The sequence below is a fragment of the Flavobacterium xylosi genome (assembly GCF_042787345.1).
GTDB lineage: Bacteria > Bacteroidota > Bacteroidia > Flavobacteriales > Flavobacteriaceae > Flavobacterium > Flavobacterium xylosi.
On the sequence record NZ_JBHZPZ010000005.1, the window covers coordinates 21,268 to 43,838 of the forward strand.

The following is a 22,571-nucleotide window of genomic DNA, read 5'->3' on the forward strand; positions in this document are numbered from 1 at the left end:
AGCAATCAAAATCATCAATCATGTTAAAAAATTTTTTTATTCTTTGTTCCGGAGCCGACAAAGAACTTCTTAAAGGCTGCTCCGAGGGCGAACAAACCAAATATGTTGGTATTGGCGCCACCGTTTTCTTTACTGCCGTTATGGCTTTTATTGCCAGCGCTTATGCCCTTTTTACCGTTTTCGACAATGTCTATCCCGCCTTACTTTTTGGATTGGTCTGGAGTTTACTTATCTTTAATCTGGATCGGTTTATTGTTTCTACTATTCGAAAAAGAGACAAATTTGGAAGTGAATTTCTACAGGCAACTCCACGAATTATCCTTGCGGTGATAATTGCCATTGTGATTTCGAAACCATTGGAAATTAAAATCTTCGAAAAAGAAATCAATACTGTTTTATTGAAAGAGAAAAATGCCATGGCTTTGAACAACAAAAAAGAAGTGGCTAATTATTTCAAATCGGATTTAGACAAAAATAAAACCGAAATCGATAAATTAAAATCAGAAATTACGAATAAAGAAAAAGAAGTCAATACACTTTATGAAACCTACATTACCGAAGCCGAAGGAACGGCAGGAACTAAAAAACTAGGCAGAGGTCCCGTTTTTAAAGAAAAAATAGCCAAACATGATTTGGTTAAAAAAGAACTCGACACTTTACAAAAAACCAACTTGGCTAAAATTGCTGAAATGGAGATAAAAACCAAAACACTTCAAGCCGATCTACACAAGAAAGTCACCGACACGCAACCTATAATTGATGGATTTGACGGTTTAATGGCGAGAATCAATGCACTGGATAAATTGCCTTGGCTGCCTTCATTTTTTATAATGCTTTTGTTTCTAGCCATTGAAACTTCTCCGATAATCGCCAAACTCTTATCTCCCAAAGGAGAATATGATTTTAAATTAGAGGATCTGGAAACGGCGTTAAAAGCCACTTTGGAACAAGATAAATACCAACGCGGTCTACTGGTAAAAACCAGTGCTTCCATGCATGATAAAGTCTATGAAGATATTGCACAGGATAAAAATCTATACGATTTACAGCGGAAGAAAGCGACTGAATTGCTCGAACTACAAGCACATAATTTTGTAGAGAAACAGAAAAAGACTTTATAACCGTTGTACTCCTGCAAGGTTTTGTAAACCTTGAAGAAAAAACAAACCCGACAAGCTTTAACGTGTCGGGTTTTGTATTTTAAAAAAAAACTTTAAATTGTGACTTCGTAACTACATGTGACTTAAAATTTCTTTTTTGAAAGCATCATATTCGCCTTGCAAAATTAGACCGTTATCAAGCAATTTTTTATAATTCTGCAATTTTTCAAAAAGCTGATCTTGTGACAAACCACTTAATCCGTTTTCTTTTGGAGTCTCCGCTAAAATATTAAATTGCTCTTTTTCCATGTTGAAAACTGGCGGCGTGGCTGGCATTATTTCAGCAAAACTAGTCACTTCCTCTGTTTCCATTTCTTCAATAATCTCAAATTCTTCGATTGGTTCCACTAAAACGTCCTCAATAATCGTTGCATTTAATACCGCTCCATTTTTTAAAATATCCAATTGCTCTTTTGCATACGTGAAAATCTTTCTGGCTTGAATTTTAGGAATATAATCAATAGAAACTTCCATATTAGTTCTGGTCGTAAAAGAAAACTCGGAACCCAGAATATTTTCTTTTACAAAAGTCCCTTCTATCTCGTCCCAAGTATAATCAATAAAATTCATAGATAGTCCAAGATTTTTTGGCTGACAAATAATGATTCTTTTGTTCGTCAAGACAATACTGTCCGGTAAAACGGTAATTGCTGGTTTTTTTTGAACAGCGATGTATCCTATTTCTTCATTCTTCATCAATAAATCACTCAATTTTGAAGCGATTTTTTCGATGGCTTTTGGATCTTGTTCCTCGTTTAAAAACTTTTTAAATTGTTCTTTCATATGATAGGCTGAATTTATTTCAGTTTATGTTTATAATTTTACTCGAAATTTATTCGCAAAAGTAATGCCTAATTTTCTAATTCCTGAATTTCGTTTTGCAATTTCTTTGTTAAACTTTTGAAAACCAATTCGTAGGAATGATCAATCAATTCTTTAATGAGCACCTCCGGCAAAGCTGCATTTATATTTATGGTGTTCCAATGAATTTTACTCATGTGAAACCCGGGCTTAATGTCATCATATTGCGCACGCAATTCCTCAGCACGCTCCGGATCAGATTTCAAATTAACTGAGGGCTCGCCTTTTTCCCATTGACTTAAAGAAGATAACGCAAACATTTTGCCTCCTACTTTAAACACCAATGTATCTTCATCAAAAGGAAAATGTTCCGTTACACCTTTTTTAGAAAGGCAGTGTTCGTAGTAAGTTTCTAAGTTCATTGTTTTATTTTTTTCCTATTACGCCTAAATGCGTATCCTTGAAACCTGTTTCATATTTCAATCCATAACCAAACATTCGATCCATCGAAGAATGCGTAAATAAAATCACTCCTGAAAGTTGAATCTCATTCTGATGAAAATAAACTCCAACAAGATATAATATAATGGCAATTCCTCTGTGATGAAACAAATTATAACTTAAAGCTCCTATTTTATTTCCAAAAACATATCCGATCATTGATAAATCCGGCATTAAAATCAAAACTAAAAACCACCACCAAGCATAATCCAATTGATTGAAAAGATAAATTCCAAACACAAATAACCCAAATTCTTCTAGTTTGATACTTGTTTTCATACTATTATTTTTTCCATCATTTTTTCTGGATGTGCCAAAGCTTTAAAGCCAAATTTCTCATATAAAAAATGCGCATCTGAAGTAGCCAATCTCCAAATTTTAACTTCTTTCAATTTAGGATCCGTCATCATACTGTTTATTAGAATAAAGGAATATCCTTTCCCTCGATGTTCTTCAGTGATAAAAACATCCATCAGATAAGCAAAAACAACATAATCCGTAACCACTCTGGCAAAACCTATTTGTTTGTCATTTAAATAAATTCCAAAACAAAATGAATTATCAATCGTGATTTGAACTTCTTCAATCGTTCGGCCTGCTGCCCAATAAATATCTTTTAGAAACTGCTGGATAAACGAAACGTCCAGCATATTTTTATCGGTTGAAACAGACACGAGCCCATAAGGCGAACTGGCGGAGCATATCATATTTTATAGAGTATTGGTTTACTGGGACTCGCGTCATTCTCGAAAGAGGCAATTTGTAAATTCAACAAATAGCTTCCGTCTTGTATTTCATTCGAAACAAAAATCATTTCGGTGATTGTCGATTCCAATCTTGCATCAGCATTTAAATCATTAACGTCTTTTACATTCCAAAACGCCTTGTGCGCCAATAATTTTCCATCGTCTTTTTCTTTATCGACACTCGGTAAATCAATCAGCAGATGCTGAATCCCGCTTTTGCGAATAAACAACGCCGCATCTTCGTTCAGATAAGGAGGATTCATATTGGAATATTTTAAATGTTTTTTGGCTTCTAAATTGGGTAAAGTTCGAATAACGATTGCTTCCGGGGTTTTTCCATTCAAAACTTTTTCAAGCTGACTTTTAGCAATCACCAAATCTTCTCCATGCAATTCCGGTTGAACCGAAACCAATTCAGCCAAAAAGAAAAATTGTTTTAACGATTGATTAATGCTGTAAAATTCTCGTGTAATATGACCCAGACATTCCGTATGAGTTCCGTGTCCGTGTGGATTGAAAAAAATATTATTAAAATTGGTAGATGATTTCCCTTCCGAAACTTTGCCAATCCAATCCCCAAAAACAACAGGTTCAATTACTGGTTTTTCGATATACCAAGCAATTGGATTTTCATCGGTATTCGTTAATGGAATCGAAATATCGATAGGTTTTGACAAATCGACTTCGAAGGATTGGTTGTTATGTTGAATTGTTGATAACACAAATTATTTTTTTATGCCGCTAAGGTGCTAAGGCGCAAAGTTTCGTGTCAAACTTTACTTATTTCTTTGTGCCTTTGTGTCTTTGTGGCGAATTTTAACTATTCCAAATTTAAGTAAAACAAATCACTTGCAATTCCGTCTGTCAAAAACTTTCCTTTTTTGGTGGGTTTTAAAATATCATTTTCAATGTAAACTAAATCATCATCAAGGAACTTCTGAACTTGCTTATGGAGATATTGCAGATATTTGCTTCCAAATTCTTTCCCAATTCTAACAAAAGAAACGCCCCAAATCGTTCGCAAACCCGTCATGATATATTCGTTGTAACGATCCGTAATCGAAAGGATTTCTATTTCGTTTGGCAACTTATCTTCTTGAATGGATTTTAAATAAAGAGAATTATTCGAAATATTCCAGCTTCGGGAAATGCCATCATAACTGTGCGCAGATGGACCAATTCCTATGTATTTTTTCCCTAACCAATATGCCGAATTGTTCTTGGAAAAATAATTTTCCTTTCCAAAATTCGATAATTCGTAATGAATAAAATCTTTCGCCTCGAGTGTTTCCACCAAAATAGCAAAATGTTCTTGGGCGACTTCATCTTTAGGCGCTGCAATTTTCCCTGTTTGTATCAGTTTATTCAAAGCCGTTTTGGGTTCCACTGTCAAGGCATAACTCGAAATGTGCGGAATCCCAAAACTCAAAGCCGTTTCTATATTTTGTTTCCATTTTTCGTTGCTCATTCCAGGAACTCCATAAATCAAATCAAGGGAAATGTTATCAAAATACTTAGTAGCTTCTTCTAAGCATTTTTTGGCTTCCGCCGAATTATGCGCCCGATTCATCATTTGCAAGTCATCTTCAAAAAAAGACTGAATTCCTATGCTTAAACGGTTAATTTTACTTTTAGACAATTCGATTATTCGCTCTTCAGACAAATCATCAGGATTTGCTTCAAGTGTGATTTCGGGATTTTCTGAAACAGAATAATTTTTACACACTTCACCAATCAGGAAATTAATCTCTTCGGAAGTTAAAACACTTGGCGTTCCTCCACCGAAATAAATGGTTTCCACCGTTTGGTTTTCAAACTCACTTTTGCGCATTTGAATTTCTTTGGCAATAGCCAAAACCATTTCTTCTTTCTTCTTCATCGAAGTCGAAAAATGAAAGTCACAGTAATGACAAGCCTGCTTGCAAAAAGGGATATGTATGTAGATTCCGCTCATTAATTTAGTGTTCAGTCGCAGTCGCAGTTTCCAGTTACTGCGACTAAAAACTATTTTTTAACTCTATTTTCATTATTCTTAACAAAAGCATCCCAACCGGTATAACTTTTCTCGCCAACCACTTTCCCCGAATTGAAAAAATGACAAACCGCTGCTGCTAATCCATCGGTGGAATCTAGGTTTTTGGGTAATTCTTTCAGTCCTAATAATTGTTGGAGCATTTTAGCAACTTGTTCTTTGCTGGCGTTTCCGTTTCCGGTAATTGCCATTTTTATTTTCTTAGGTTCGTATTCCGTAATGGGAATATCTCTAGAAAGCCCCGCTGCCATTGCCACGCCTTGTGCGCGTCCTAGCTTCAGCATCGATTGTACATTTTTACCAAAGAAAGGTGCTTCAATAGCAATTTCATCTGGATTGTGGGTGTCGATTAACTCGATGGTCCGTTCAAAAATAATTTTCAGTTTTTGATAATGATTGTCATATTTGGACAATTGCAATTCGTTCAGTTGCAAAAATTCCATTTTTTTGTTGACAATTTTTATCAATCCAAAACCCATAATCGTTGTTCCTGGGTCAATTCCTAATATGATACGCTCGTTTGCCAATTTTAATTTGTTATTTTGCACTAATGATTACAATTCCAGACAAAACTAAACAATTCCTCGTACTTCTAATCAAACTTTTGATTGTAGGTGGCGCCTTTTATTTTATTTACGATCAATTGACCAATAACGACAAACTCGATTGGCAAAAATTCATTGTTTTATTCCAAAAAAACCAGTCGGTTAGCGGAATTGCCTTCATTTTATTTCTCAGTGTTTTGAATCGTTTTTTTGAAATCTTGAAATGGCAAAATTTAGTTGGGTTTATCCACAAAATATCCCTTAGCGAAGCTACTAAACAAGTTCTTGCGGCGCTTACTGCCGGACTCTTTACACCAAACGGCGTAGGCGAATATGCCGGAAAAGCATTGTTTTTCGAGAAAAGTGAAACCAAAAAAGTCATTTTTTTAAACCTGATTTGCAACGGAATCCAAATGATTTTAACCGTTATTTTTGGGGTTTTCGGTTTACTGTATTTCAACGCACAATACAATGTGATTACTACAAAAACCGTTCTGATTCTGTTTGGCATTTGTTTTTTGGCATTTGGAATCTTGTTTTCTTTAAAAAAAATAAACATCAAGGGCTATTCCATAGAAAAGCTGATTTATAAGATTAACGAAATCCCAAAACCCATTCATCAAAAAAACATCTTTTTGGCGATTTGTCGTTTTCTGGTTTTTTCGCATCAATATTACTTTTTGTTCCTTGCTTTTGATGTTGACTTGCCATATTTAACAGCTATTGCCACTATTACAAGTGTTTATTTTCTGGCTTCCTCCTTGCCTACTTTTCAGTTTTTGGACTTCGCCGTAAAAGGAAGTGTGGCTGTATATTTCTTTGGAATTCTTGGCGTAAACGAATGGATTGTTATTTTTATAACCACGCTGATGTGGTTTCTGAATGTGGTTTTACCAGTGATAATTGGTACTTATTATGTGTTGAATTTTAAAGTCCTCTCCCCAACCCTCTCCAAAGGAGAGGGAGACGAAACTTAATAGAAAGATGATGATGACAATTGTTTTATACATCGTAATCCTCTTTTATTGCTCGGCGATAATTGTCCTGTTTTATGGCTTCACCAAAGTAAATACTATTGATTACACAGGCTTAACGCCAAAAACAAAATTCTCGATTATAGTTCCTTTTCGGAATGAAGCTAAAAATCTGCCTGTTTTATTAGACAGTTTATCCAAGTTGAATTATCCGATGGAATTGTTCGAAGTGATTTTAGTCGATGATGAATCTGAGAAAGTGTTCAGTGTTCAGTGTTCAGTGTTCAGTGTTCAGATAATAAATAACGTGCGGGTTTCGAATTCGCCCAAGAAAGATGCGATAGTGACTGCAATGCAAATCGTGAATACCGATTGGATCATCACCACTGATGCTGATTGTGTGGTGAATAAAAACTGGTTATTGACATTGGATAATTACATTCAGCTACACGATGTTACGATGATTGCCGGCGCTGTAACTTATGATTGCAAAAATTCATTTCTCCATCATTTTCAACAATTGGATTTAGCGAGTTTACAAGGTGCCACGATTGGGAGTTTTGGGATTAACAAAGGATTTATGTGTAATGGCGCCAACTTTGCCTACACCAAATCATTTTTCCAAGAATTGAATGGCTTTAATGGAAATGATGGAATCGCCAGTGGTGAGGATGTTTTCCTGTTACAAAAAGCGGTTGCCCAATTTCCTGAAAAAGTCTATTATTTGAAATCTGAAAATAACATTGTCATCACAAAACCATTGAACGACTGGAAATCATTATTTTATCAAAGAGTGCGCTGGGCTTCAAAAACAAGTTCGTATCAAAGTCGGTTTGGGAAAGGATTGGGACTAGTAGTTTTTATGGGGAATTTAAGTTTAGTCCTAGGTTTTATACTTTCGGTTTTGGGTTTATTTTCATTCTTGAATATGGTTTTGTTATTCGCATTTAAGTTTGCCCTTGATACCATTTTGATTTACAAGACAAATCATTTTTTGACCAAAACTAAAATGAGTTATTTAATTCCGAGCAGCTTGTTGTATCCTTTTTTTAGTGTAAGTGTGGCTTTGTATTCGTTGTTTGGAAAATACGAATGGAAAGGAAGAAAGTTCTAGATTTTAGATTGAAGATTAACGATTGTTGATTTTAGATTTTTTTACAACAACGCCTCTTGTTTTTCACAAAAGCCCTAGCCCAGATGGAAACGGCATCCTTTTTCTTTTTGTTTAAAAAGAAAAAGATATAGTGTACAGCTGGAAATAGCTCCTAGAAAAACTATTCCACTTTAAGAATCACGGGAAGTATAAACTGCGTTTTTACTGGAATCCCGCGTTTAATGGCTGGATTTACTTTTGGAAAATCGACTAAACGGGCTTGCAGTATGCTGTCGATTTTTACTTTGTCGTAAGCCACTGAATCTTTAGGGAATTGCGGTTCGAATTTGATAGTAGAATTAGGAAATACAGTAACCTTAACCTCAATCGTGTCCAATTCCGGATAGAGAACCGAAAGTGTATCTGCACTCAATTTCTGCTGAATAAGCTGGGTTAAAACTTCAAAAAAACATTGTTGACGCTGGGTTTTATTCTCGATTTTTTCACAATCTGCCACCGATGGGTATTCATCAACTTCTTTCCAATTGATGGTTTTTAATTCTTTTTGCAGCAATTCTTTTTCTGAAGGCACTTGCTTGTCGAAGTATTGACAGGAATTAAAAAGTAGGATTACTAATAAAAGGTAATATTGCTTCAAGGTTTTGTTTTTGAATGGGACTAATATTTTATAAAAATACAATTATTTTTTTGGAGATGCCTTAGACAACAAATAATCTTCATAAGATTCCGCAAACCATTTCTTTTTATTTTCAGCAGCAATCTGTTTTTGATCCGGATACAAAGCGGCCAATCGATCTGAAAAAATACCGATTTGAATCGTATAATTACAGAATTGTGATTTGGTTAGCAGCATTTTTGAATCTGATTTCTTTTCAAAAAATTCAAAAAAGAGTTGATCAAATTGTTTTAGAGAATAATTCAATACTTTTACTTTATTGACAACATAAAGGGAGTCTTTTAAAAGATTGTCGCTACTGCTTTCCTTTTTTCCCTGCGCTATTAAAGTACCGAAATACATAGCGAAATAGAGCGAAATGGAACGGATCAAAATTATTTTTCTCATACTCATTTACAAAATAAATGTTGCTTCTTTGTTCTTCAAAAATACTAAAAAATAGCTTATGGACATATTGTTTTTGATTCTCGGTTTTATTTGCATGATAGTAGGCATTTTCGGGAGTTTTCTGCCAGTTTTACCTGGACCGAGTATTAGTTGGGTTGGTTTATTGTTGCTTTATTTCACAAATGCGCTTCCTGCAAATTATTGGATACTTGGAATTGCTTTATTGATTACTGTAATTATATCTGTTTTGGATTATGTGATTCCGTCTAAAGGAACCAAAAAATTTGGCGGAAGTTCTTATGGTATTTGGGGAACAAACATTGGTTTGGTTATTGGGATTCTTGCTCCTATTCCTTTGGGATTTATTATCGGGCCTTTTGTCGGCGCCTTTCTGGGAGAACTCCTTTATGACTCTAAAAACCATAAGCGAGCTTTAAAGGCTGCCACCGGATCATTGTTGGGCTTTCTGGCTTCAAGTTTCATGAAGTTTTTAGTTTGCATGATGTACCTGGGATTGTTTCTGGCAATTGTCTGGCAACATAAATCAGAGTTGTTTTGATTGTCCTATAAACAAAAAAAGCTTTTCAGTTACGAAAGGATTTCCCCAATATTAGTCTCGTTTTTGGAACGAGAGGACTCGAACCCGTCTCGCCCCAAAAGACGAGATGATAGGCACATATCCTAACCAATTCTATGATAGCAACAGCGTCATTGACTTTGAATCAATGATTCTATTGATTTTCTATTCAGTTTTTTTAATCGTAACTCTTCTACTAAAGTTTCTTTCTTTGTTCCAAATGCTTTTGAATATACTAATTCCCAAATCCCTTTATTGGAAGTATATTTACTCCTATTTTCATTATGATACAATAGTCGTTGGGCAACATTTTCACTAAAGCCTTTGTAATAAATATCGAAATTTTTAGAATAGATGATATAAACGTAATACATATAACTAATCTTTAAACAAAAAAAGCCTTTCAATTACGAAAGGCTTTTCCCAATATTAGTCTCGTTTTTGGAACGAGAGGACTCGAACCCGTTTCGTCCCAAAAGACGAGATGATAGGCATATATCCTAACCAATTCTATGATAGCAACAGCGTTATTGACTTTGAATCAATGATTCTATTGATTTTCTATTCAGTTTTTTTAATCGTAACTCTTCTACTAAAGCTTCTTTCTTTGTTCCAAATGCTTTTGAATATACTAATTCCCAAATCCCTTTATTGGAAGTATATTTACTCCTATTTTCATTATGATACAATAGTCGTTGGGCAACATTTTCACTAAAGCCTTTGTAATAAATATCGAAATTTTTAGAATAGATGATATAAACGTAATACATATAACTAATCTTTAAACAAAAAAAGCCTTTCAATTACGAAAGGCTTTCCCCAATATTAGTCTCGTTTTTGGAACGAGAGGACTCGAACCCGTTTCGTCCCAAAAGACGAGATGATAGGCATATATCCTAACCAATTCTATGATAGCAACAGCGTTATTGACTTTGAATCAATGATTCTATTGATTTTCTATTCAGTTTTTTTAATCGTAACTCTTCTACTAAAGCTTCTTTCTTTGTTCCAAATGCTTTTGAATATACTAATTCCCAAATCCCTTTATTGGAAGTATATTTACTCCTATTTTCATTATGATACAATAGTCGTTGGGCAACATTTTCACTAAAGCCTTTGTAATAAACATCGAAATTTTTAGAAAAGATGATATAAACGTAATACATATAACTAATCTTTAAACAAAAAAAGCCTTTCAGTTACGAAAGGCTTTCCCCGATATTAGTCTCGTTTTTGGAACGAGAGGACTCGAACCCGTCTCGTCCCAAAAGACGAGATGACAGGCATATATTCTAGCCAATTCTATGATATCAGCAGCGTTATTGACTTTGAATCAATGATTCTATTGATTTTCTATTCAGTTTTTTTAATCGTAACTCTTCTACTAAAGTTTCTTTCTTTGTTCCAAATGCTTTTGAATATACTAATTCCCAAATCCCTTTATTGGAAGTATATTTACTCCTATTTTCATTATGATACAATAATCGTTGGGTAACATTTTCACTAAAGCCTTTGTAATAAACATCGAAATTTTTAGAAAAGATGATATAAACGTAATACACATAACTAATCTTTAAATAAAAAAAGCCTTTCAGTTACGAAAGGCTTTCCCCAATATTAGTCTCGTTTTTGGAACGAGAGGACTCGAACCCGTTTCGTCCCAAAAGACGAGATGACAGGCATATATCCTAACCAATTCTATGATAGCAACAGCGTTATTGACTTTGAATCAATGATTCTATTGATTTTCTATTCAGTTTTTTTAATCGTAACTCTTCTACTAAAGCTTCTTTCTTTGTTCCAAATGCTTTTGAATATACTAATTCCCAAATCCCTTTATTGGAAGTATATTTACTCCTGTTTTCATTATGATACAATAATCGTTGGGTAACATTTTCACTAAAGCCTTTGTAATAAATATCGAAATTTTTAGAAAAGATGATATAACCGTAATACATATAACTAATCTTTAAACAAAAAAAGCCTTTCAGTTACGAAAGGCTTTCCCCAATATTAGCGGTCTGGACGGGACTCGAACCCGCGACCCCATGCGTGACAGGCATGTATTCTAACCAACTGAACTACCAAACCTGCTGCTTTATTACTTCACTATGCCCTTATTTTCATAGGAGTTCAGTGAACTTGTTTGCGGTGGCAAAGATACAATAGATTTCCATTTATACACTGGAAACTTAAAAAATATTCTTCACAAATTTTATATAATAAAGTACGATACCGAACTTCCTTAAAATCAAAAAAGCTATCCACAAAAGTGGAAAGCTTTTCATTGGTCTAACTACTAAACCCGCTACGAGTTACAAATTCGTAGCAAACAACACAACTAACGTTAAAAACCTTATGGGGCAAAAAAGCCTTTCTGTTACGAAAGGCTTTCCCCAATATTAGCGGTCTGGACGGGACTCGAACCCGCGACCCCATGCGTGACAGGCATGTATTCTAACCAACTGAACTACCAAACCTGCTGCTTTATTGCGGTGGCAAAGATACAATAGATTTCCGTTTACGCAAGTGTTTTTATGAGAAATATTCAATAAAATTTCACCCCATTATCCAAAGTTTTGTTTTTCAACTAAGTATGTCGTCAAAATATTTTCAAAACTTTCGCCAACACTCACCGGAACGTACTTTATTCTGTTTTGCGCACAGGTCAACGCAAGCTTTTTGAAGTATCTTTCTGTTTGTTTTTCGTATTCTTGTTTCACATTATCTGCAAAAATGGCCACTTCTTCACCCGTTTCTACATCGATAAACTTCCTTGGAGCATTATCAAAGTCAAAATTTAGCTCCGTTTTGCTATCAACCACATGAAATAAAACTACTTTATGCTTATTATGTTTCAAATGCTGCAAGGCATTAAACAGCGCTTCTTCTCCCGTCCCGAGACTTCGGGATTCGGGACCGGATTGAAACATATCGGTAAACAAAATAATCATGGAACGGCGATGAATCTTCTCGGCTATTTGATGTAAAAAGGTAATTGTGTCCGTACTTTTTTTAACTGTTGGTTTTTCCAACAGGTTTTCAAGAGCATTTAAAATCATTCGATGATGACGATCACTGCCTTTTTCAGGCGCGTAGTACTCATACGTGTCCGAAAACACACTTAGACCTATAGCATCGCGTTGTTTCTTTAATAGATTCATTAGAACCGCCGAGGCCAGAACAGAAAATCCGATTTTATTTTCATAGAAAGCTTGTTTGTCTTTTAATTTCGGATAATACATTGACGAGGAATTGTCGATAATAATATGACACCGCAAATTCGTCTCTTCTTCGAAACGTTTCGTGTACAAACGATCTGTTTTTGCAAATAATTTCCAATCAATATGCTTGGTGCTTTCCCCTAGATTATAGACTTTATGCTCTGCAAATTCAGCCGAAAATCCATGAAACGGACTTTTATGCATTCCCGAAATAAAACCTTCCACCACTTGATTGGCGAGCAGTTCCAGATGTTGGAAACTGGAAATTTTCTCTATTTGCGATTCAATTTTCATATTTCAAATATAGTAAAAGATGAAATGATTTAAAAATTAAACGATTGAAAAGAAAATAGTACAGCCTCTGATTCACTTATTTTAAAATCATTTTTTTTAAATTCGTGAATCTGCAGTAATTTTATATGCCTGATGGAAACGCCGCAAGTTCAACCTTAAAGTCGAAAGTTCATATCCTAAATGGTTTCATTGGTTTCTAAGATATTTAACTAATTGAAGAATATTTCATAATATTTGCTCTAAATCTCATTGTTGATAAGCAAACAGATTTTTTTAAACAAAGAGATATAGAGATAAGACTTTAAAACATTACGCCTTTATGTCTTGCTGCTTTAGAGTTTAAACCGAAAAAAAAGGCTTGACTTTCGCCAAACCTTTTATTTGAATCCTTTCAGATTCTATATAAATCATAATCTACCGATTACAACAAAGCGTCTAAGCTATCAGCATAAGTCTGTTTCGGAGCAACTCCTACTTGCTTTCCTACTACTTCTCCGTTGTGAAAAACCAACACTGTTGGAATATTTCTCACTCCGTATTTGGCAGCAAATTCTTGGTTTGCATCCACATCAACTTTCCCTATCACTACTTTTCCTTCGTATTCCGTGCTAAGTTCGTCAATGATTGGCCCAACCATTCTACATGGTCCACACCATGCGGCCCAAAAATCTACCATTACCGGTTTGTCTGATTTCAAAACTACTTCTTCAAAAGTAGCGTCTGTTATTGCTAATGCCATATTATATTTTGTTTAAAGTTTAGTTTAAGGTTCCATGATCCTTAAATACAATGCAAATTTAGAGATTAAAAACAAACCAATCACTATTCTGAAATTAGTTTTGATTATAAATGTATTGTCAATAGTTATTTAAAGCTAATTACTGCTGTACACAGTATATTTTATGCCGCCCGGAGGTGTCTTGACCAGCGCAAAAGGATGCCTGCCGAAACTTCGAGGCAATTAGGGATAAAAAATCAGCATCCATACCAACCATTTATTTCAAAAAAAACTAATCACAAAAAAAGGTTGCCTTTTTCAGACAACCTTTCAGTGTATAACCTAAATCTATTTTACTACAAACTATATTTCAATCCAAGAGTCAAACCTAAACCACTGATTCCTACATAAGAACTTAATTCATCCATTGGTTTAGTTGAATCATAACCAGCGGAATTATAATCTTTATTGTTAGATTTAACATCTAAACGATCTACATAATTAGTATGAATAGCAGCATAAGAAGCTTCCCTGAATGAAGTTGTCTGATTTAATTTATCGACACCATTTTCAGTATAAATTTCAGTTTCCTTAGTTTTTCCGTGTACGGTAAAATTACGGTATTCTAATTCAGCATATGCCGAAATATGTTTCCCTAATTTATAAGATGTTCCTAAAGTCGCCATGAATCCAATTGTTGGGTTTGGCTTTACAACATCTTTTGAATAAACTTTAGTTTCAGCCACTTGGTTAGCTCCTACAAAAGTCTTAAAATCTCTATTTGTTTCAATGTCTAATGTACCGTGAACTGGAACAATAAATCCTACTTTAGTATAAGGTTCAAAACCATGAGACTCTCCTAAAAATAAAACCAAAGCAGGTGCTAAATCAAAAGCTTTAATTTCTCCATCAGCAGTAAAACTTAAATATGTTGCAGCTCCATTAGTTTGGTTTACTGAAATAAGTCTATTTGTTGTTTGGGCCATTGTTTTTGTATTACTACTGTAATAGTTCACACCCATTTCAACACCAATACGCGTATTAAATCTATAACCTCCTGTTAATCCAGCTCTAAAACCTTCACCAAAAGAACCAGTTACACTTTCTCTTGAAGCTAATTTATTATTTCCTAAAGTACCTTCATACACATCTCTATTTGGTAATTGACCACCAACGACTGGAAATTCAGTTGAAGCAGTTTGCAAGAAGTACGATCCTCCCAATTTAAAATACCAACTTTCTTTCTTTTCAGTTTGAGCGACCATAGACATAGCACAAACCATTAATCCTAATACAAAAAAGTTCTTTTTCATAATTTTATTCTTAATTAATTTACCCCAAATTTAAATAATTTAATACATTTTTTACCAATAGTTTGGCGTCAAAAAAGAACAACCCTTACAATATTCGGGGTTTTAGCTAAAAGTAAGCTTGCCTAATAAATATTTAACTAAAAAGTAAAATTTACAATCAACATTTAACTATTAAAAAACTCAATTTAACTTGAAATTAATTTGCATTTTCTCTAACTCTACCAACAATTCGTTCGAAATTTTGATTTTCAATTTTCTGCTTGGCATAGTCAACTTTGTTACCACCTTAATTTCTTCGACTTCCTCTACTTTTGTTACAGCGTTAGTTTCCAGAATTTCGAGAGTTTCCATTTCAGAGTCTTCATTTTCGTCGACAAAAGCTACCTCTTCATTTTCTATTTCAACAGGAGCAACGGCAACGAGTCGTTTCGTTTTCTCTAATTCCATGATTTCAAAAGACACGGTGTTATCCCCTTTATTTTCCTGAAAAAGATGGCTTAATTTATGTATAAAATCAGTCTCTACATCCTTAATATTTAATAGTACAATTAATTTCTTAGCGAAAGTTTCCAACACATCCTGCAATTGTTTTACCTCGACAAACTGCAGTCTTGGCTCCCCTTTTTTTCCCGTATCTCGGTCGGTCCAGCCTTCTTTTACCAACACTTTCATGAACGTAAAATTATTCTGTATAAAGAAATGGCGGAACTTTAAATACTCCTCCCCAAAGATCCTAAACTCATAACTTTCATCATATCCTTCTAAAGTGAACATCCCCCAACCTTTTCCGTTTTTGGCCACACGATGTTGCACGTTATTGATAATCCCTCCAAATGCCAGGTTTTTACTTACATACAATTCCATGTTTTTCAACGCTTCCAGCTTGGCATTACAAAAATATTTCATTTCGAATTTATAATCGTCCAGCGGATGGCCTGAAATATAAATTCCAACAACTTCTTTTTCCTTAGCGAGTTTTTCCATTGTACTCCAGTCTTCACAGGGAGGCACGACAGGTTCTGCAATTTGCACATCACTGCTTTCGCCAAACAAACTCACTTGCGCTGAATTTTCATTCTCCTGATACTTTGAACCATACCGAATCGCTTTTTCGTAAAAGGTAATTCCATCGCCATCATCGTGAAAATATTGCGCTCTCGTTGTTCCTAAAAACGAATCAAAACCCCCAGCCAACACCAGATTCTCCAACGCTTTTTTATTCGCTGCACGCAAATCAATACGTTTGGTCAAATCAAAAATCGACTTGTATCTTCCATCTTTTCTATTCTCCACAATTGTTGCAACAGCTCCGGACCCCACACCCTTTACTGCTCCCATTCCAAAACGCACCGCATAATCATCATTTACGGTAAATTTATAAAACGATTCATTCACATCAGGCCCTAAAACCTGTAATCCCATGCGTTTACATTCCTCCATAAAGAACGAAACCTGCTTGATATCACTCATATTATTCGAAAGAACCGCCGCCATATATTCAGCCGGATAATTCGCTTTTAAAAATGCCGTTTGGTAGGCTATCCAAGCATAACAAGTGGAGTGTGATTTATTAAAGGCATATTCCGCAAAAGCTTCCCAGTCTTTCCATATTTTTTCTAATTTATCTTCAGCATGCCCTTTGGCGGCCGCCTGACTAATAAATTTAGGTTTCATTTTATCTAAAACATCCTTTTGCTTTTTTCCCATCGCTTTACGCAAAACGTCGGCATCACCTTTGGAGAAATCCGCTAATTTTTGGGACAAAAGCATTACTTGTTCCTGGTAAACGGTAATTCCGTACGTATCTTTTAGTAATTCTTCGCAGGCATCAAGATCATAAATAATTTCTTCTTCACCATTTTTTCGCTTGACAAAACTCGGAATATAGGCAATTGGTCCCGGACGATACAGTGCATTCATTGCAATCAAATCAGGAAAAACCGTTGGTTTCAATTCCTTCATGTATTTCTGCATTCCCGCACTCTCATACTGGAAAATCCCTACCGTTTCACCACGTTGAAAAAGCTCATACGTCTTTAAATCATCAATTGGAAATTCATCCGGATTCAGGTCAATTCCGGTTCTGTATTTTACTAGTTTGACAGTGTCTTTTATCAGAGTCAGGGTTTTCAAACCCAAGAAGTCCATCTTCAATAAACCGGCACTTTCGACCACCGAGTTGTCAAATTGGGTCACATACAAATCCGAATCTTTCGCCGTAGCCACAGGAACAAAATCAGTAATGTCACTTGGGGTAATAATCACTCCACAAGCGTGAATCCCAGTATTTCTCAGATTTCCCTCTAAAACCTTGGCTTGCTGAATGGTTTCTCCACCCAAATCATCTTCATTCGCAAGTCCTATTAATTCTTTTATTTTATCGTATTCTTCCGGACGAACCGCTTTTTTAATGACATCTTCTTTTTCATTTAAAAAACGAGCCAAATTCCACTTAGACGGCATCATTCCTGGAATCAATTTGGCAATTTTATCTGCTTCAAACAAAGGCAAATCCAACACACGAGCGGTATCACGAATCGCCGATTTAGTTGCCATTTTACCATACGTGATAATTTGCGCCACTTGTTTCGAGCCGTATTTTCGAATCACATAATCCATCACACTGCTGCGGCCTTCGTCATCAAAATCGATATCAATATCGGGTAGTGATACACGATCCGGATTCAGGAAACGCTCAAAAAGCAGGTTATACATCAATGGGTCGATGTTGGTAATTTTCAAACAATACGCCACCACCGATCCCGCCGCAGAACCCCTTCCAGGTCCTACCGAAACCCCCATACTTCTAGCCTCGGCAATTAAATCCTGTACAATCAGGAAATATCCCGGATAACCCGAATTAGATATCGTCAACAATTCAAAATCCAATCGCTCCTGAATCTCTGGGGTAATTACGGGATAGCGTCGATTGGCTCCTTCAAAAGTAAGATGCCTTAAGTACGCATTTTCACCTCGAACTCCGCCATCAACTGCATCTTCAGGATTATTAAATTCAATCGGAATTTCAAATTTTGGAAGTAAAACTTCACGGGCCAAATCGAAAATTTCAATCTTATCCACAATCTCCGAAATATTTGAAATCGCTTCGGGTAAATTTGCAAAAAGCTGCTTCATCTCGTCTCCCGACTTGAAATAGTATTCCTGATTCGGCAATCCGTAACGATAGCCACGACCACGACCTATAGGCGTAGTTTGCTTTTCGCCATCACGCACACAAAGCAAAATATCGTGTGCATTCGAATTTTCCTTGTCTATATAAAAGGTATTGTTTGTTGCAATAATTTTCACATCATGTTTCCTTGCCAATGTAATCAAAGACGCATTCACCCGATTCTCATCTTCCTGATTGTGACGCATCACCTCAATGTAAAAATCTTTATTGAATTCGTTTTTCCACCAAATCAAGGCTTCTTCAGCTTGGTTTTCACCTATATTTAAAATCTTATTTGGGATTTCACCATAAAGGTTTCCAGACAAAACAATAATATCTTCTTTGAATTCCTGAATGACTTTCCTGTCTATTCTAGGGACGTAATAAAAACCTTCTGTATAAGCAATCGAAGACATTTTAGCCAAATTATGATAGCCTTTTTTGGTCTTCGCCAACAGTACTATTTGGTATCCATTGTCCTTAACCGCCTTGTTTTTATGGTCTTCGCACACGAAAAATTCACAACCGACAATCGGTTTCATCGGAACTTCAGTAGGTTCCTCACCATTTTCTATAGCTGCTTTGTTTTTGGCTTCAGCCGCTTTATTGTGATATAAAATATCACGGACAAAATGAAAAGCACCCATCAAATTCGCATGATCTGTCATGGCAACAGCAGGCATTTTTTGTTGCGCAGCCGCTTTCACCAATGCTGCAATACTAATCGTAGATTGCAACACCGAGAATTGGGTATGATTATGCAAATGCACAAAAGGCGCATCAATAAGTACTTTTTTATTCTCAGAAAGTTCCTCTCTTGAAACTGCCGGAGCTTGTTTTTCTCCAAATTGCTGGCGAATTTTATCAGAAGCTTCCTTGAGATTAATATGTTTTAAACCAATGAGTTTAATCTCACTTGGATTCTTATTTTGAAAATCTTTAAAATAACCAACTTCAACATCGAGCTCTTCTTTAGTGAAAATATCACGACGAATTAACTCCAAGAAACAACGCGTAGTTGCCTCCACATCGGCAGTTGCGTTGTGGGCCTCACCAAAAGGTTTATTAAAAAGGTAACTATGTAATTCCGTTAAAGTAGGCAATTTGAATTTTCCTCCTCGCCCACCCGGCAATCGCAGTAAGGAAGCGGTAACTTCGGTACAAGTATCCAGAATAGGCATCGAACTCATCTGGCTTTCAACGCCCATTCTATAAAATTCGCAGCCCATAATATTGATATCAAAACCTAGATTCTGACCCACAATGAATTTGGCTTTGCCTAAAGCAATATTGAATTTTTCTAAAACTTCTGCCAACGAAATACCATCAGCTTCCGCTAATTCTGTAGAAATCCCGTGAATTCGTTCCGCATCATACGGAATATTAAATCCTTCGGGCTTCAACAAATAATCCTGGTGCTCGATGAGTTTTCCCATATCATCGTGCAACTGCCAAGCGATCTGAATACAGCGTGGCCAGTTGTCTGTATCAGAAATGGGTGCGCCCCAACGCTTTGGTAATCCTGTAGTTTCAGTATCGAATATTAAGTACATAGCTGGAAGTGAAGTGTTTGTAATTCTTTAAAATTACAAAAATTGAATTTCAAATTTAGGTTTTTTTTAGATAAAAAAGGAACTGAGTTAACCAAAAAAGAGAATAAAAATTTCTACTCTTTTTATAACGCATTCTCTTATATTTTTCATTTCTGAATCCGTATAATTATCTTCATATTGCGGAATTAAAAAGACAAATTTAGCGGTTATCCTTTTTTTGGATGTCGTAGTATTTTATCAAAGTAAATTAGAATAATAAGACTCAAAATAATTCTAAAACTTTGCGGTTAAAAGACTAAAAAAGTCTTATTCCAAAAAGCAATTTATATTCACAACACTGACAATTATTCAAAGAAGAATCTGATTTATCTATTTATTACAAACAAAATTACTTTTTTAAACAAAAACTTAATGAATTCATAATTTTAAAGAAAACGGTACAATTATAAAAAAAGAGAATCAAAAAGAAAATAAATCCAAATTAAAATTAGACAATTAAGCTCGAGATACTTAATCGGAAACCGTAAACTGTTTAAATCGCACTTTGGGCATCGTATATAATGAAATACTGAAATTGACGACCTTATTTCTTTTTCTAAATTTGTTTCCATTGTTACAACCTTAGACAATTATTCTTGTTACAAAAAGAAGAAATACAATTAAAAAAATAGTTAAAAATGAGTACTACATTATTCGACAAAGTATGGGATTCGCACGTAGTGCGTAAAATTGAGGATGGACCAGACGTATTTTTTATTGACCGTCATTTCATCCATGAAGTTACTAGTCCTGTAGCTTTTTTAGGTTTAAAAGAAAGAGGAATTTCGGTTTTATACCCAGAACGCACTTTTGCAACTGCCGATCACAATACCCCAACAATAAATCAACATTTACCTGTTGAAGATGCATTATCTGCCAATCAGCTAAAAGCTTTGGAAGACAACGCAGCAGAATATGGCATTTCTCACTGGGGATTAGGTCATAAAAAAAATGGAATTGTACACGTAGTAGGTCCTGAAAACGGAATTACATTACCGGGCGCCACCATTGTTTGCGGTGATTCACACACTTCTACACATGGTGCTTTTGGAGCTATTGCTTTTGGTATCGGAACTTCTGAGGTAGAAATGGTTATGGCCACACAATGTATTATGCAACCGAAACCAAAGAAAATGCGTATCAACGTAAATGGTGAATTGAGCAAAGGTGTGGGTCCAAAAGACGTGGCACTTTATATTATTTCTCAATTAACTACTTCTGGAGGTACAGGATATTTCGCAGAGTATGCTGGAAATGTTTTTGAAGATATGTCGATGGAAGGTCGTATGACCGTTTGCAACTTGAGTATCGAAATGGGTGCTCGTGGCGGTATGATTGCACCCGACCAAAAAACATTTGATTTCCTACAAGGAAGATTATACGCTCCAAAAGGTGAAGCTTGGGATAAAGCGGTAGCCTATTGGAAAACATTGAAAACAGATGCTGATGCTATTTTTGACAAAGAATTAAACATCAATGCAGCTGATATTGAACCAATGATAACTTACGGTACGAATCCTGGAATGGGAATTGGTATCTCCAAAAATATTCCAAACGCTAACCAATTAGAAGGCGGTGCCGAAACGTATAAAAAATCTTTAGCCTATATGGGCTTTGAAGAAAATGATGTGATGATTGGTAAACCAATTGATTTTGTTTTTCTTGGAAGTTGTACTAATGGTAGAATTGAAGATTTCAGAGCTTTTACAGAAATTGTAAAAGGGCGTAAAAAAGCAGATAATGTTACGGCTTGGTTAGTCCCGGGTTCTCACGTAGTGGAAGCCCAGATTAAAGAAGAAGGGCTTTTGGATATTCTTACTGAAGCTGGTTTTGTTTTGCGTCAACCTGGCTGTTCGGCTTGTTTAGCAATGAATGACGATAAAGTTCCTGCGGGAAAATATGCCGTAAGTACCTCAAACAGAAACTTCGAAGGTCGTCAGGGTCCGGGTTCAAGAACATTATTGGCAAGTCCAATTATGGCTGCCGCTGCTGCAGTAAGAGGAGTGTTGACAGATCCAAGAGATTTGATGTAATTCAATCGCAATAACAATTTCAAATAGAAAAATAAAAAGTTTAGTGTTTCAAGATTCATTTTCCTTTAACAGAAAATCTGAAATCATAAATCACTGATCATAAATCATAAATCAAATGGCATACGATAAATTTAATATCCTTACCAGTAGTGCAGTGCCACTACCAATAGAAAATGTGGATACCGATCAAATCATTCCTGCTCGTTTCCTGAAAGCAACTGAACGTGTTGGTTTTGGCGATAATCTTTTCCGTGACTGGAGATACAACGGAGATGATACTCCAAAAGCAGATTTTGTACTGAATAATACAACTTACAGCGGAAAAATATTAGTGGGCGGAAAAAACTTTGGTTCGGGTTCTTCTAGAGAACATGCAGCTTGGGCAGTCTACGATTACGGCTTTCGCGCAGTTGTTTCTAGTTTTTTTGCAGATATTTTTAAAGGAAATTGCTTAAATATTGGTGTTTTACCGGTGCAAGTAAGTCCTGAATTTGCGGAAATTATTTTCAATGCGATTGAAGCAGATCCAAAAACAGAATTAGAAATAAATCTTCCAGAACAAACCATTACATTAAAAACAACGGCACAAAAAGAATCTTTTGACATTTCAGGATACAAAAAAGACAATATGATTAATGGTTTTGATGATATTGATTATTTACAAAACATAAAAGAAGAAATTGTTGGGTTTGCCAATGCGCTTCCTTACTAA

Annotated in this window: 24 protein-coding genes and 2 tRNA genes; 6 read left to right on the forward strand and 20 right to left on the reverse strand. The window is 35.4% G+C overall.

The annotated features are described in order from the left end of the window. Window positions 1-20: 20 nt before the first annotated feature. Window positions 21-1,121, forward strand: a complete 1,101-nt coding sequence (locus ACFX5E_RS05320) for a DUF4407 domain-containing protein (protein WP_379854145.1) — start codon at window positions 21-23, stop codon at window positions 1,119-1,121. A 111-nt stretch (window positions 1,122-1,232) separates the two neighbouring features. On the opposite strand, the gene ACFX5E_RS05325 is transcribed toward ACFX5E_RS05320, so the two are convergent. The 7 genes from ACFX5E_RS05325 to ruvC form a co-directional block, all read right to left on the reverse strand. Then, window positions 1,233-1,943: a PH domain-containing protein gene (locus ACFX5E_RS05325; RefSeq protein ID WP_379854146.1), complete on the reverse strand. Its 711-nt coding sequence runs from the start codon at window positions 1,941-1,943 to the stop codon at window positions 1,233-1,235. A gap of 68 nt (window positions 1,944-2,011) precedes the next feature. After that, complete coding sequence (locus ACFX5E_RS05330) at window positions 2,012-2,383, reverse strand: MmcQ/YjbR family DNA-binding protein (protein WP_379854147.1); 372 nt, start codon at window positions 2,381-2,383, stop codon at window positions 2,012-2,014. 4 nt (window positions 2,384-2,387) lie between these two features. Beyond that, window positions 2,388-2,741: a DUF4260 domain-containing protein gene (locus tag ACFX5E_RS05335; RefSeq protein ID WP_379854148.1), complete on the reverse strand. Its 354-nt coding sequence runs from the start codon at window positions 2,739-2,741 to the stop codon at window positions 2,388-2,390. Then, window positions 2,738-3,169 carry a GNAT family N-acetyltransferase gene (locus tag ACFX5E_RS05340; RefSeq protein ID WP_379854150.1) on the reverse strand — a complete coding sequence of 144 codons (432 nt, stop codon included), beginning with the start codon at window positions 3,167-3,169 and terminating at the stop codon, window positions 2,738-2,740. Before ACFX5E_RS05340 ends, ACFX5E_RS05335 begins: the two co-directional genes overlap by 4 nt. Continuing rightward, window positions 3,166-3,930 carry a cyclase family protein gene (locus tag ACFX5E_RS05345; protein ID WP_379854152.1) on the reverse strand — a complete coding sequence of 255 codons (765 nt, stop codon included), beginning with the start codon at window positions 3,928-3,930 and terminating at the stop codon, window positions 3,166-3,168. The genes ACFX5E_RS05340 and ACFX5E_RS05345 overlap by 4 nt, the downstream gene beginning before the upstream one ends. Window positions 3,931-4,028: 98 nt before the next feature. Continuing rightward, window positions 4,029-5,162, reverse strand: coding sequence for a radical SAM family heme chaperone HemW (gene hemW, locus ACFX5E_RS05350; protein ID WP_379854153.1), 1,134 nt, complete (start codon window positions 5,160-5,162; stop codon window positions 4,029-4,031). 50 nt (window positions 5,163-5,212) lie between these two features. After that, window positions 5,213-5,767, reverse strand: coding sequence for a crossover junction endodeoxyribonuclease RuvC (ruvC, locus tag ACFX5E_RS05355; protein ID WP_379854154.1), 555 nt, complete (start codon window positions 5,765-5,767; stop codon window positions 5,213-5,215). 23 nt (window positions 5,768-5,790) lie between these two features. Between ruvC and ACFX5E_RS05360 the strand changes: the two genes are divergently transcribed. Together ACFX5E_RS05360 and ACFX5E_RS05365 are read left to right on the forward strand one after the other, a co-directional pair. Then, complete coding sequence (locus ACFX5E_RS05360) at window positions 5,791-6,762, forward strand: hypothetical protein (protein WP_379854156.1); 972 nt, start codon at window positions 5,791-5,793, stop codon at window positions 6,760-6,762. Window positions 6,763-6,775: 13 nt separating this feature from the next. Then, window positions 6,776-7,873 carry a glycosyltransferase family 2 protein gene (locus ACFX5E_RS05365; protein WP_379854349.1) on the forward strand — a complete coding sequence of 366 codons (1,098 nt, stop codon included), beginning with the start codon at window positions 6,776-6,778 and terminating at the stop codon, window positions 7,871-7,873. A 160-nt stretch (window positions 7,874-8,033) separates the two neighbouring features. Here the strand turns inward: ACFX5E_RS05365 and ACFX5E_RS05370 are convergent, their stop codons facing one another. Together ACFX5E_RS05370 and ACFX5E_RS05375 are read right to left on the reverse strand one after the other, a co-directional pair. Next, a complete protein-coding gene (locus ACFX5E_RS05370) occupies window positions 8,034-8,510 on the reverse strand; it encodes a hypothetical protein (RefSeq protein WP_379854157.1) in 477 nt (158 codons plus the stop codon). A gap of 42 nt (window positions 8,511-8,552) precedes the next feature. Next, window positions 8,553-8,936, reverse strand: coding sequence for a hypothetical protein (locus ACFX5E_RS05375; RefSeq protein ID WP_379854158.1), 384 nt, complete (start codon window positions 8,934-8,936; stop codon window positions 8,553-8,555). A 58-nt stretch (window positions 8,937-8,994) separates the two neighbouring features. Between ACFX5E_RS05375 and ACFX5E_RS05380 the strand changes: the two genes are divergently transcribed. Further along, window positions 8,995-9,495 carry a DUF456 domain-containing protein gene (locus ACFX5E_RS05380; protein WP_379854159.1) on the forward strand — a complete coding sequence of 167 codons (501 nt, stop codon included), beginning with the start codon at window positions 8,995-8,997 and terminating at the stop codon, window positions 9,493-9,495. Window positions 9,496-9,644: 149 nt separating this feature from the next. On the opposite strand, the gene ACFX5E_RS05385 is transcribed toward ACFX5E_RS05380, so the two are convergent. The 11 genes from ACFX5E_RS05385 to dnaE form a co-directional block, all read right to left on the reverse strand. Next, the gene (locus ACFX5E_RS05385; RefSeq protein WP_379854160.1) at window positions 9,645-9,887 is read right to left on the reverse strand and encodes a GIY-YIG nuclease family protein; all 243 of its coding nucleotides are present in this window, start codon (window positions 9,885-9,887) and stop codon (window positions 9,645-9,647) included. A 153-nt stretch (window positions 9,888-10,040) separates the two neighbouring features. Further along, window positions 10,041-10,283 (reverse strand): GIY-YIG nuclease family protein, encoded by a 243-nt coding sequence (locus ACFX5E_RS05390; protein WP_379854162.1) that lies wholly within the window; start codon window positions 10,281-10,283, stop codon window positions 10,041-10,043. 153 nt (window positions 10,284-10,436) lie between these two features. Next, on the reverse strand, window positions 10,437-10,679 hold the full coding sequence (locus tag ACFX5E_RS05395; protein ID WP_379854163.1) for a GIY-YIG nuclease family protein: 243 nt from the start codon (window positions 10,677-10,679) through the stop codon (window positions 10,437-10,439). A 153-nt stretch (window positions 10,680-10,832) separates the two neighbouring features. Next, complete coding sequence (locus ACFX5E_RS05400; RefSeq protein ID WP_379854164.1) at window positions 10,833-11,075, reverse strand: GIY-YIG nuclease family protein; 243 nt, start codon at window positions 11,073-11,075, stop codon at window positions 10,833-10,835. A 153-nt stretch (window positions 11,076-11,228) separates the two neighbouring features. Continuing rightward, entirely contained in the window at window positions 11,229-11,471 is a 243-nt protein-coding gene (locus tag ACFX5E_RS05405; protein WP_379854165.1) for a GIY-YIG nuclease family protein, read from the reverse strand. Window positions 11,472-11,530: 59 nt separating this feature from the next. Beyond that, a tRNA-Asp gene (locus ACFX5E_RS05410) sits at window positions 11,531-11,604 on the reverse strand. A 315-nt stretch (window positions 11,605-11,919) separates the two neighbouring features. Further along, window positions 11,920-11,993, reverse strand: a tRNA-Asp gene (locus ACFX5E_RS05415). An 87-nt stretch (window positions 11,994-12,080) separates the two neighbouring features. Beyond that, entirely contained in the window at window positions 12,081-13,031 is a 951-nt protein-coding gene (locus ACFX5E_RS05420) for a DUF58 domain-containing protein (protein WP_379854166.1), read from the reverse strand. Window positions 13,032-13,452: 421 nt separating this feature from the next. Continuing rightward, window positions 13,453-13,770, reverse strand: coding sequence for a thioredoxin (trxA, locus tag ACFX5E_RS05425; protein WP_072945763.1), 318 nt, complete (start codon window positions 13,768-13,770; stop codon window positions 13,453-13,455). Window positions 13,771-14,105: 335 nt separating this feature from the next. Beyond that, window positions 14,106-15,062, reverse strand: a complete 957-nt coding sequence (locus ACFX5E_RS05430) for an outer membrane beta-barrel protein (RefSeq protein ID WP_379854167.1) — start codon at window positions 15,060-15,062, stop codon at window positions 14,106-14,108. A gap of 180 nt (window positions 15,063-15,242) precedes the next feature. Next, window positions 15,243-19,787: a DNA polymerase III subunit alpha gene (gene dnaE, locus ACFX5E_RS05435; protein WP_379854168.1), complete on the reverse strand. Its 4,545-nt coding sequence runs from the start codon at window positions 19,785-19,787 to the stop codon at window positions 15,243-15,245. 677 nt (window positions 19,788-20,464) lie between these two features. Here dnaE and leuC point away from each other — a divergent pair. Together leuC and leuD are read left to right on the forward strand one after the other, a co-directional pair. Further along, window positions 20,465-21,859 (forward strand): 3-isopropylmalate dehydratase large subunit, encoded by a 1,395-nt coding sequence (leuC, locus tag ACFX5E_RS05440; RefSeq protein WP_379854169.1) that lies wholly within the window; start codon window positions 20,465-20,467, stop codon window positions 21,857-21,859. Between the two features lie 115 nt (window positions 21,860-21,974). Next, window positions 21,975-22,571 (forward strand): 3-isopropylmalate dehydratase small subunit, encoded by a 597-nt coding sequence (gene leuD, locus ACFX5E_RS05445; RefSeq protein WP_379854170.1) that lies wholly within the window; start codon window positions 21,975-21,977, stop codon window positions 22,569-22,571.

Bases quoted from the DNA above. Each gene is read 5' to 3' on its own strand.
- ACFX5E_RS05320 (WP_379854145.1), top strand. From the start codon at position 21: ATGTTAAAAAATTTTTTTATTCTTTGTTCCGGAGCCGACAAAGAACTT.
- ACFX5E_RS05325 (WP_379854146.1), bottom strand. From the start codon at position 1,943: ATGAAAGAACAATTTAAAAAGTTTTTAAACGAGGAACAAGATCCAAAA.
- ACFX5E_RS05330 (WP_379854147.1), bottom strand. From the start codon at position 2,383: ATGAACTTAGAAACTTACTACGAACACTGCCTTTCTAAAAAAGGTGTA.
- ACFX5E_RS05335 (WP_379854148.1), bottom strand. From the start codon at position 2,741: ATGAAAACAAGTATCAAACTAGAAGAATTTGGGTTATTTGTGTTTGGA.
- ACFX5E_RS05340 (WP_379854150.1), bottom strand. From the start codon at position 3,169: ATGATATGCTCCGCCAGTTCGCCTTATGGGCTCGTGTCTGTTTCAACC.
- hemW (WP_379854153.1), bottom strand. From the start codon at position 5,162: ATGAGCGGAATCTACATACATATCCCTTTTTGCAAGCAGGCTTGTCAT.
- ACFX5E_RS05360 (WP_379854156.1), top strand. From the start codon at position 5,791: ATGATTACAATTCCAGACAAAACTAAACAATTCCTCGTACTTCTAATC.
- ACFX5E_RS05365 (WP_379854349.1), top strand. From the start codon at position 6,776: ATGACAATTGTTTTATACATCGTAATCCTCTTTTATTGCTCGGCGATA.
- ACFX5E_RS05375 (WP_379854158.1), bottom strand. From the start codon at position 8,936: ATGAGAAAAATAATTTTGATCCGTTCCATTTCGCTCTATTTCGCTATG.
- ACFX5E_RS05380 (WP_379854159.1), top strand. From the start codon at position 8,995: ATGGACATATTGTTTTTGATTCTCGGTTTTATTTGCATGATAGTAGGC.
- ACFX5E_RS05385 (WP_379854160.1), bottom strand. From the start codon at position 9,887: ATGTATTACGTTTATATCATCTATTCTAAAAATTTCGATATTTATTAC.
- ACFX5E_RS05390 (WP_379854162.1), bottom strand. From the start codon at position 10,283: ATGTATTACGTTTATATCATCTATTCTAAAAATTTCGATATTTATTAC.
- ACFX5E_RS05395 (WP_379854163.1), bottom strand. From the start codon at position 10,679: ATGTATTACGTTTATATCATCTTTTCTAAAAATTTCGATGTTTATTAC.
- ACFX5E_RS05405 (WP_379854165.1), bottom strand. From the start codon at position 11,471: ATGTATTACGGTTATATCATCTTTTCTAAAAATTTCGATATTTATTAC.
- ACFX5E_RS05420 (WP_379854166.1), bottom strand. From the start codon at position 13,031: ATGAAAATTGAATCGCAAATAGAGAAAATTTCCAGTTTCCAACATCTG.
- trxA (WP_072945763.1), bottom strand. From the start codon at position 13,770: ATGGCATTAGCAATAACAGACGCTACTTTTGAAGAAGTAGTTTTGAAA.
- ACFX5E_RS05430 (WP_379854167.1), bottom strand. From the start codon at position 15,062: ATGAAAAAGAACTTTTTTGTATTAGGATTAATGGTTTGTGCTATGTCT.
- dnaE (WP_379854168.1), bottom strand. From the start codon at position 19,787: ATGTACTTAATATTCGATACTGAAACTACAGGATTACCAAAGCGTTGG.
- leuC (WP_379854169.1), top strand. From the start codon at position 20,465: ATGAGTACTACATTATTCGACAAAGTATGGGATTCGCACGTAGTGCGT.
- leuD (WP_379854170.1), top strand. From the start codon at position 21,975: ATGGCATACGATAAATTTAATATCCTTACCAGTAGTGCAGTGCCACTA.